The sequence below is a fragment of the Rhodothermales bacterium genome (assembly GCA_034439735.1).
Taxonomy (GTDB): Bacteria; Bacteroidota; Rhodothermia; order Rhodothermales; family JAHQVL01; genus JAWKNW01.
Genome location: JAWXAX010000083.1, coordinates 1 through 10,292 on the forward strand (window position 1 = coordinate 1; position 10,292 = coordinate 10,292).

The 10,292-nt window shown below is 62.3% G+C and carries 7 protein-coding genes and 1 pseudogene; 4 read left to right on the forward strand and 4 right to left on the reverse strand.

Annotation, left to right across the window (positions count from 1 at the left end; all coding sequences use genetic code 11):
• Positions 1-30: 30 nt before the first annotated feature.
• A complete protein-coding gene (locus tag SH809_06810) occupies positions 31-1,539 on the reverse strand; it encodes an Nramp family divalent metal transporter (protein MDZ4699397.1) in 1,509 nt (502 codons plus the stop codon).
• Between the two features lie 42 nt (positions 1,540-1,581).
• Positions 1,582-2,436 (reverse strand): fumarylacetoacetate hydrolase family protein, encoded by an 855-nt coding sequence (locus tag SH809_06815; GenBank protein ID MDZ4699398.1) that lies wholly within the window; start codon positions 2,434-2,436, stop codon positions 1,582-1,584.
• Between the two features lie 167 nt (positions 2,437-2,603).
• Here SH809_06815 and crcB point away from each other — a divergent pair, with 167 nt between their 5' ends.
• The 4 genes and pseudogenes from crcB to SH809_06835 all read left to right on the forward strand — a co-directional run bounded on the left by crcB (position 2,604) and on the right by SH809_06835 (position 8,227).
• Complete coding sequence (crcB, locus tag SH809_06820) at positions 2,604-2,984, forward strand: fluoride efflux transporter CrcB (GenBank protein MDZ4699399.1); 381 nt, start codon at positions 2,604-2,606, stop codon at positions 2,982-2,984.
• Complete coding sequence (locus SH809_06825) at positions 2,981-4,513, forward strand: Gfo/Idh/MocA family oxidoreductase (GenBank protein ID MDZ4699400.1); 1,533 nt, start codon at positions 2,981-2,983, stop codon at positions 4,511-4,513. Before crcB ends, SH809_06825 begins: the two co-directional genes overlap by 4 nt.
• Positions 4,514-5,043: 530 nt before the next feature.
• A complete protein-coding gene (locus SH809_06830; GenBank protein ID MDZ4699401.1) occupies positions 5,044-7,482 on the forward strand; it encodes a choice-of-anchor B family protein in 2,439 nt (812 codons plus the stop codon).
• A 175-nt stretch (positions 7,483-7,657) separates the two neighbouring features.
• Positions 7,658-8,227, forward strand: a pseudogene (locus SH809_06835) (sterol desaturase family protein).
• A 93-nt stretch (positions 8,228-8,320) separates the two neighbouring features.
• Here the strand turns inward: SH809_06835 and SH809_06840 are convergent.
• Positions 8,321-8,899 (reverse strand): HAD-IA family hydrolase, encoded by a 579-nt coding sequence (locus SH809_06840; GenBank protein ID MDZ4699402.1) that lies wholly within the window; start codon positions 8,897-8,899, stop codon positions 8,321-8,323.
• A 26-nt stretch (positions 8,900-8,925) separates the two neighbouring features.
• Positions 8,926-10,292: sulfatase (locus SH809_06845; GenBank protein MDZ4699403.1), on the reverse strand; the 1,367-nt coding region annotated here is incomplete at its 5' end.

The window sequence follows — 10,292 nt, forward strand, 5'->3', positions numbered from 1 at the left end:
CGCCATACCTGGCGTCTCCCCACGCCCACGTCACGCCAGCGTATTATACAGCGACCACCCCGCCACGACGGCGAACCCGAGGCACGAGATCCACAACATCACATCCCAGAACCGCCCCGGTTTCAGCCGCTCGTCCGTCCGCCGGTAGCGGAAGAACAGCGCCGCGATGCCCAGCATCGGCAACATGACTGCCTGGGCGACGCCGCTTGCGAGCACCATCGCGACGGGGGCCTGAAAGAAGAGATACGTGCCCAGGGCCAGAAACGGCCAGATACAGCTGATCCATTTCGTCCACCGCATACGCGTGGCCTCCGTGCCATCGTGGAATCCGAACAGCCCCAGGCCGTCCGCCACAAGCCGGCTATAGCCGGCGGCCACGACAAAAAAGGTCGAGTACAACACCGCGAACGCCCCGAACAGGAACACCCCGTGGGACCAGGTGCCGAACACCGGGACGTACATCTCGGCCAGCGTGCGCACCATGTCCCCGCCGGCGGGGTTGAGCCCCGTCCGCCAGAGGACGGCCGCGCCGAGCAGATAAAAGGCGACCGTGGCGAAGGTGTAGACGACGGCGGAGAGCCAGGCGTCCAGCTGGAGGACCCGGATCCAGCCCCGGGCGCGCTCGAGCCACTGGGGGGAGGCGTCGCGCGGGCCCGTGCTGCGAGCGTAGCCTTTTTCGAGGCACCAATACGGGTACATGAGCAATTCGCCGGCGCCCATCCCGATGATCCCGAACGCCGCGAGGGCCGTGATCATCGGGTTGATGCCGGCGGAGGCTGTGGCGGACACTGTGGCCGGCGGGAGCGAAAAGCGGAAGCCGTTGGCCAACTCGGCGCTCGTCACCGCCCAGTCGGTAAACTGGAGCATGACCACGGTCAGGACGGTCACGAGCGTGAACAGCACCACCAGGATCGTCGACACCGCCTGGATGAGTCCGAACCGGCCGAAGTACATCAGGATGGAAGTGACGACGGCGACGATGGTCGCCCACAGGTACGCATCGTTTGCGGGCGCTACAAGTTCAGTTCGGGCGATGGATTCGTCGTAGCGTTGTTGCGCTGCCGTGATATCTCTCGTGACATCGCCCGTGGCCATCGCCAGGTCCACCTGCGCGCGGACGCGTTCGTTCTGCACCTCGTTGTAGAGCGTGCCCTGCTCCGTCAGTGGCCGGCTGATCGCCAGCGCCTGCCCGACGCCGCCGACGATACCGCCCTGCTGGGTGACGATCAGCAGCGTCATCACGGCCCAATACCAGACCACCCAGTTCACCTTCCAGCGCGGCCCCGGCACCTTGTTGAGCGCCTCGAGCGGCGTTTCGCCCCAGGTGATCGTGTAGCGGCCCATCTCGACCTGCGTGAACACCTTGATGATACACCCGGCCACGATGAGCCACAGCAGCCAGAAGCCCGCTTCCGCCCCCACCTTCGTTGTCGCGATCAACTCACCCGACCCTACGATCGAGCCGGCGATGATCATCCCCGGGCCGAGCTTCGCGAGTGTGGCGAGGAGGGTACGCGGAGGGAGGGTGGGTACGGACATGGGCGCGTTTGATGACGTTACAACGAGGAATGTTAACAACGTTCAGCGATAGGCCACGGCCTGTTGCCGAGAGCTTCCCAGGCCATCGATGCCCAGTTCGACGACGTCGCCGGGTTTCAGGTACTGGGGTGGTTTGAATCCGAGGCCCACGCCGGCCGGCGTGCCCGTCGAAATGATGTCGCCCGGAAGGAGGGTCATGAACTGGCTGAGGTAGCTGACGACGGTCGGGACGTCGAAGATCATGTTGACCGTGTTGCCCTGCTGCTTGAACTCGCCGTTCACCTTGAGCCACATCCCGAGCCGGCCGACCTCTTCAATTTCATCTTTCGTGGCCAGGAATGGGCCGAGTGGGGCGAAGGTGTCGCAGCTTTTCCCCTTGACCCATTGCCCGCCGCGCTCGATCTGGAAGGCGCGCTCGCTGTAATCGTTGTGGAGGAGGTAGCCGGCGATGAAGTCTTCGGCGTCTTCCCGACTCACATGCGACGTTTTTTTCCCGATGACGATGGCGAGTTCGACCTCCCAGTCCGTTTTTTCGCTGTTTTTGGGGATGATAAGGTCGTCGTTCGGGCCTACGATGGCGGAGGTGGCCTTAAAGAAGATGACCGGCTCGGCCGGGGGCTGCAAGCCCGATTCCCGAGCATGGTCGACATAATTGAGCCCGATGCATACGATCTTGCTCGGCCGCGCGAGCGGGGGCCCGAGGCGGGTGCCGGCGGGGACGGTGGGGGCCGTGGCGGCATGGACGGGCAGCCAGGCGTCGAGCAGGTCCAGGCCGTCGCCGGCGAAGAAGGCTTCGTTGTAGTCGTCGGCCACGGCGCTGGCGTCGATCATGCGGCCGTCTTCCAGCAGGACGCCAGGGCGTTCCTGGCCGGGGGCTCCAAAGCGGATCAGTTTCATGGAGGGTAGATTGGGTGGAAAAGATGCAAGGTGGGGGATGTTACGCTTGCGCGAAGGCAAAGTGCAAAATGCAAAGTGCAAAATGCGGTGCCAATCCCGGTTTCGACAGCCATTCTGTTCGAGGGGTTGTGTATTTTGGGGCCGATCCAAACTGGAACCGCACACGGATGTCAAATTGTCTAATCGTAGCGCTTGGCGGCGCGTTGGGCGCGATGGCGCGGTACGGGACCTCGCTCGGCGTCATTCGCCTGGTCGAGAGCCGGGCGCCGCTGGCGACCTGGGCGGCTAACCTGGTGGGCTGCCTGCTGATCGGGTTTCTGGCGCCGATGGCGGACAGGCTGCCGATGAGCGAGGACATGCGGCTGCTGATTTTTGTGGGGTTTATTGGATCCTACACCACGTTTTCGACCTTCAGCCTCGACACCCTGTTGCTCTGGCGCGAGGGGCAGATCGGGTTGGTGTTGCTTAATATGGTCGGGAGCGTCGTGGCCGGCGTGGTGATGGTGTGGGTGGGGATGAAGTTGTACGAGGCCATTCTTGGGTCGTGACGTATCTGGCGCCTAAATCCTGCTGCAAAGGCTATCCCACTCTGTTGCTACTTCAGGTGATGCCCACGTGTTTTGCTCTGCTGCAGTTCCAGTTGCCGATGTGGGAGGCTGGGGTTATTTTGGGATATCGGGCTCCGAATAGTCCACTCTCGAAGCTTCAAACGCTAATCCTTACCGCCATGTCATCCTCCAACGTGAACCGCAGAGATTTTATGCGTCTTTCCGCCCTGGGCACTACAGTCCTGGGAATGGGCGTGAACCCCTTTGAGGCGTCTGCCAGGCCCGTGGCGCCGAGCGACAAAATCACCGTCGGCATGATCGCCGTGGGCGCGCGGGCACACGGGCTCATCGATCTGATGCAGCGGTATCCCGACGTAGAAATCGTTGCGGTTTGCGATGCCTATAAGGGCCGCATCGAACGCGCAATCAGCCGGACGGAAGGACGAGCGAAAGCGATCGCCGATTATCGCGAAATGATTCAACGCGCCGACATCGACGCCGTTGTCATCTCTTCGCCGGATCACTGGCACTACAGGCATTCGGTGGACACTTTGAACGCCGGCAAACATGCCTACATCGAAAAACCGCTGACCTACACGATCGACGAGGGGATGGAGATCGTAAAGGCTCAGAAGAAGAATGGGCTGGCCGTTCAGGTGGGTAGCCCCGGCCCCAATAGCATACTGGCCACGCAAGCCCGCGACATGATCGCTGCCGGCAAACTCGGCCAGGTAACCATGATCCGGGCGTATAACAACCGCAACACGGCCTCCGGCGCATGGATCTACCCCATTCCACCCGATGCGTCGCCGGAAACGGTAGACTGGAACCTCTTCCTGGGCTCCGCGCCCAAGCTCCCCTACGACGACGAACGCTTTTTCCGCTGGAGATGTTATCGGGACTATTCAGGGGGGATATCCACCGATCTCTTCGTACACACCTGCACCACCATCAATTACATCATGGGCGCCGATATGTGCGACAGCGTAGCCGCCATGGGGGGCCTCTATCGGTGGAAGGATAGTCGCGATGTGTCCGATACCATCAATGCATCGTTGAGATATCCCCAGGGATTTATGGTCTCTCTGAGCGGGACGGCGAACAACGAGGGCGGCGGAGGAGAGGGCATGCAGATTCTGGGTACCGAAGGCACCCTGATCCTGGGGCGCGACCTGACATTCATTCCGGAACGGGTCAATGAAGACAATGGCTGGATCGTGAATAGCTGGCCGGAGCAGTTAGAAAAAGACTATTACGCGGATCTGGCGACGCTGCATGAAGAACGCCCGGCGACCCGCCCGGCCGGCATCCGCGAGGGGAGGGAGGTCTACTCCTCGGAAGGAATGGATGGCATGTACTCCCACATGCTGGAATTCTTTGATGCCGTTCGGAATGGCACGCCCACGAAAGAGGATGCCCTGGTCGGGCATCATGCCGCTGCCTGCGCGCATATGATAAACCAGTCAATCGATTCGGGACGCACGGTGCATTGGGACCCATCGACGCACGGGCTGGCGACATCGGAGTGAGGCCGAGCAGTATGTATCCGAGCTTGTAGAGAGGATAACCCATAGCAGCGAAACCACTACATGTCTTACATTTACACCTGGTAGGTCATGTGTGAGGCCGATGGCCATTTCACCAGAACAGAACTGGAGCGCCGTGTCGGGCGCCTCGTAACGGCGCCCGATCCTCCTTTCTCAAGACGTTTTTCTCTGCTTCGCCGTCTACGCGCTGACCGTGTTCCTCCCCATTCGAAGGGTCTCGGCGGCGCATTCGACCCGCGAGCGGCCGCCTCCAGCCAGGCCATGATTTCTTCCGGGGTCTGTGGATGATGACCTTACATCTCACGATGCTTTCGTTCGGCCGCCCGTGCAAAAATACGCCGAGCATCGTCCCGGAGTACAGGTTGTTCATCGCGTGGACTCCGGATTTGGGCGTCTGCGCCGAAGTTACGGCGATCGAGGTAGGATGCTAAGACGATTCAAAAACCCGTATATTGACGTCCGGACCATTCCTATCGACCTTTCACGCTTGCTCCACCCCTTCGCGGCCTCGTATGCGTCTCCCACACGTTTATCTATGCCTGCTTGTTGCCCTGTCGTCGGTTGCCACCGCGCAGACACGCCTCCATGAAACGCCTGCAACGGGCATCGCCGGCTTCGGCGCGTCCTTCGTCATCGACGGCGACCGGATCGTCGCCACCCGCTCGGGGCTCAGCACCATGTTTCCCGAGCCGCCGAATCAGACGGGGGCGGTGATGGTGTACGAAAAGCAGGATGGGGAGTGGACGCAGCTGGCCTCCCTCACCCCTGAGGATGTGACGGTGAGCGATCTCTTCGGGACCGGTCTGGCCGTTTCGGGCGACTGGATGGCGGTTTCCGCCCCGATGGCGGACGCCGGGTGCGGCGCCGTCTATGTCTACCGCCGCGCCGGCGACAGCTGGAATGAAGTGCAGAAACTGGGTCTGGCCAACTGCTCGTCGCCGCAGCACCTGGGCCAGGCGCTGGTGTTTATGGGCGACCATCTGATTGCCGGCGCGCCCGAGTTTGGCGAAGGCTGGGGGATGCTGGTTGTGTATGCGCGGGATGCGGCCGGCGTATGGGCGGAAGCCCGCCGGCTGGAAGGCGGGGCGGACGAGGCCAACACGGGTTTCGGGACGATCCTCGCGGCGAACGACGGAAATCTCTTTGCCGGCACGCCCCTGGCCGGGGGAACAGGCGTCGTGCATCACTTTGCGGGTGCGATGGGCCCGGGTACTCGGGTGGCGCCCGCGGATACAACCCTGCGATTCTTCGGGACAAGCGTGTCCGCAACCGATGCCGAAGTATACGTCGGGGCGCCCGGGTTGAGTATGCAATCGAATTCAAGGCCGGCGCCTGGCGCGGTGGTGGCGCTGCGCGCGGCCGGGTCCGCCTGGCAGGAGGCGGCTACTCTGCGCATGGATGCGGCCGACGTTGAGGCGCTGTCGATCGGCATTTCGAGCGACTTCGGGTTTGGCCACGCCGTGCAGGCGGTGGGCAACGAGTTGTGGGTAAGCTCGCTGCTGTCTGGCAACACCGTCGGCAGCCTGTTTGTGTATCGGCGCGAAGACGCCTCCGGGGCCTGGATGCGGACGCAGCAGCTGCTCGAGCCGCGCCTGCCGGGCTTCGCGTCATTCGGGGATCGGATCGCGGCATCCAGCCGGCTCGCGCTGGCCGTGGCGCCCCGGTCGGACTTTGGCAACGGGCGGATTTATCTGATCGAGCGCGGCACGTCGGACGCATGGAGCATCACCACCCACCTCGCCGACACGGGCCGGATGCTGACGGCGATTACGGGTGAGCGGACCGAGTGTCAGGACGGGAAGGTGGGCGAGTTTTCGTGCGCCGATGTGGATCTGATGGCCTTCCTGCCTGTCGCCGATGTGGGGGGAAGCGCCGGCGACATCGTGAACGACCTCTGGGGATGGACCGATCCCGAGACGGAGCGCGAATACGTGGTCATCGGTCACTCGTTCAGCACGTCGTTTGTCGACATCTCCGACCCTGAGAATCCGCGCCTGCTCGGGACGATGCCGGCCACCGAGGGCAGCAAGCCCAACGCCTGGCGCGATGTGAAGGTGTACGCCAACCACGCCTTTGTCGTGGCCGACGGCACCGGGCAACATGGCATGCAGGTGTTCGATCTCACCCAGCTCCGCGGCCTGGAGGGCGAGCCGAAGACATTCGCCCAGACAGCCCATTACGACGGCGTCGCGAGTGCGCACAACGTCGTCATCAACGAAGATACCGGCTTTGCGTTTATCGTAGGCGCCAACGGCGGCGGAACGACCTGCGGGGGTGGGTTGCACATGGTGGACATCCGGGATCCGCGTAACCCGAAATTCGCCGGTTGCTTCAACGATCAATCATCCACCGTAAGCGGCCGCGGCTACAGCCACGACGCGCAGTGCGTGATCTACAAGGGCCCCGACGAGGCCTTTATCGGCCGAGAGATCTGCTTTGGCTCCAACGAGACGGCGTTGTCGATCGCCGACGTGACGGAAAAAGCGAATCCGGTGCCTCTAGCCACGGTTTCGTTTCCCGATGTGTCCTATGCCCACCAGGGCTGGCTGACCGATGATCATCGCTACTTCTACATGAACGATGAGGGGGATGAGCTGGCGAACGAACTCGAAGGGACGCGAACGATCATCTGGGACGTGACCGAGCTGGAGGATCCCGTGCTGGCCGGCTTCTACTTCGGAGAGACGAAGGCGAGCGACCACAACCTCTACGTGCGGGACAATCTGCTGTATGAATCGAACTATGTAAGCGGGCTGCGCATCATGGATATCAGCAATCCGGTCGCGCCCCGCGAGGTCGGCTATATCGATACCGTGCCCTGGGGGCAGAACGACCCGGGGTATGCCGGCTCCTGGAGCAATTACCCGTATTTCAAGAGCGGCGTGATTCCGGTATCGAGCATCAAGGAGGGGCTGTTTCTGGTGAGATATACCCAGGAGCTTGTGCCGTGATCGACACGTCGGCTTCGTGTGGTTGTTGAGGAAAGGAGGACGGGTGGAGGAAACCTGGGATACGGTTTTTAGTAGGTTTTGTACAGGTACTTCTTTTTGCATCAAGTGCACGGCTCGAGCGCCTGCAGGCGCTCGGGCGGTGATCCCACGTCCATCTTGATCCAACGAGACCGCCATGGCTACAAAACAAACACCTCCCCTGTTTGCAAATCGATTACTCGAAGCGCTGACCCGGACACATATTGCCGTTCCGCTAACGATTTTTTACGGGGCCGCCATCGGGCTGATTGGGTATTCGGTGTACGCTGGCCTGGTCGCGCCGTGGGCCAATGTCTGGTTGGTAATTGCCGGCCTGGTGTTCTTCACCCTCGTAGAATATCTCATCCATCGTTATCTATTTCACATCGGCACCGACACCCCCGCAAAGGAACGGTTTCAGTATCTGTTTCATGGGGTCCATCACGAACATCCTCGGGACACCTCTCGCCTCGCGATGCCGCCGGTGGTGAGCGTCCTTGTCGCTTCCGCGCTGTTCTTATTCTATCGCCTCATCATGGGGGTTTATGGGCTCCCGTTTACCGCTGGCTTCATGGCCGGCTACGCGAGCTACCTGTGCGTCCATTACGCGGTGCACGCCTTTAAGCCGCCGCGCAATTTCTTGAGAGCACTCTGGGCCCACCACGCCATCCACCACTACCAGCAGCCCGAGGCGGCGTTCGGGGTGTCGTCGCCGTTATGGGACGTGCTTTTGGGGACGATGCCGGTGGGGAAGGAAAAAGTGAAAAGTGAAAAGTGGGTAGCCCTATTCTTACACCTCAAACCTTGCGCCTTTGCCCTGTCACAGGTAGTGACGCACATCCGTCGCGATCATGCCGGCTTCGTGCGCCGCCTGTATGCCCATGTCGGCGTCTTCGAAGACCTGACAAAATTCGGGTGGGATGCCGATTCGGCGGGCGGCTTCGAGGAATATGTCGGGTGATGGCTTGGGCTTGACGGGATCATCGGCGGTGACGACGGTGACGAATCGGTCCAGGAGCCCGACCACGCGGAGCGACAGGGTGACGGTGGCGCTCGGTCCGCCGGAGGCGACGGCCATCGGCAGAATGCCGTGGTAGCGGTCGACGACGTCGGTGACGAGGCGGATGGGCTGGACGGTGAGCAGCAATTCCCGCGCGCGTTTCTCCTTTTCTTCCGTAAAGGCCCATACGTCGATCGAGGTGCCGAACCGGTCGTTGTAACGCCGGAGGATGCCGTCGGTGGGCACGCCTTTTAAGTCTTCTAGAAAGTCATGCGGGCAGCTGACGCCAAACGCGGCGAAGGTATCGTGCCAGCACGTCCAGTGGAGGGGCATGCTGTCGACAAGCGTGCCGTCGCAGTCGAATATGAGGCCGCGGATGTGGTCGGGGACGAAAAGCATTGGATTAGCGATTAGCGATCAAACGATTAGCGATTGGTGATTTGGTGTGCGTTGGCTTCTGCTTCAATGGCCTCGGTGAGTTGGATGACGACCTCGGGATGGGCGGCTGCTACGTCGAAGCGTTCGTAGGGGTCTTCGCGGAGGTCGAAGAGTTCGGCGGCGTCCCCCTGGATGCGCAGTTTCCAGCGGGTGTCGCGGACGGCTTCGATGTGTTCGCCGTTGGCGTAGTAGAGGTAGTTGTGAGGGGTGGGGCCGGCTTCGGCGAGGAGGCCCCAGATGTCGCGTCCGTCGATGACGCGGTCGGCGGGGATTTCGGCGCCGGCGAGGCGAAGCAGGGTGGGGTAGAGGTCGAGCGTGGAGGCCATTTCGGTGGATACCGTCGCGGCCGGGATGCGGCCGGGGAAGCGTACGATTCCGGGCACGCGGTGGCCTCCTTCCCAGGTGGTGCCTTTGGCGCCGCGGAGGGGTCCGGTGCTGCCGGCGTCCCAGCGCTGGATGGCGTCGCTGTCGGTGTCGTACATGCGAGGCGGCATGTTGCTCCAGGGGCCGTTGTCGCTCGTGAAAATGAAGAGGGTGTTTTCGGCGAGGCCGAGTTCATCGAGCGTCGCCATGAGTTGGCCGACGGACCAGTCGATCTCTTCGATCACATCCCCGTATCGCCCGCCGGCTGATCGTCCCGCGAACTCAGGTGAGGCGTAAATGGGGAGATGCGGCATGGAATGCGGCAGGTACAGGAAAAACGGCTCTTCGCCCGAGTCGCGGATGAAGCGAACGGCCTCGTCGGTATAGCGGCGGGTGAGGGTGGTCTGGTCGACGGGGTACTCGTCGGCCGGCTCGGTACCCCGGTAGAGGCGAAGCGGGCGTTCGGTTTGCACCCAGGGCGGCATCATGTCGTTGCTGTACAGGATGCCGTAATACTGATCGAACCCATTGGCCGTCGGGAGTTGGTGGGGCTCGACCCCGAGGTGCCATTTCCCGATCGCCGCCGTGCGGTAACCGCGCTCCTTGAGGGCTTCCGCGAGGGTAATTTCCGAGGGCCGGATGCCGGTGGTGTCATCGGGGCCGAGGACGTACGGGATGCCGGTGCGCATCGGGTAGCGCCCGCTGAGCAGGCTCATCCGGGAGGGGCTGCAGAGGGCGGACGGCACGTAAAACGAGGTCAGCTTCACCCCTTCGGCCGCCAGCCGGTCGAGGTTCGGGGTAAGGATGGTGGGATGGCCATAGATCCCGAGGTCGCCGTAGCCAAGGTCGTCGGCGAAGACGAGGACGATGTTTGGCGGCCCGGACGGCGTCGGGTCGGTCGCGGCCTGGCAGCCGGCAAAAAAGAGGATCAGCAGGAGGTATCGCATGGCATGGAGGGGCGAGGCAAGTAGGGGCGCACGGCCGTGCGCCC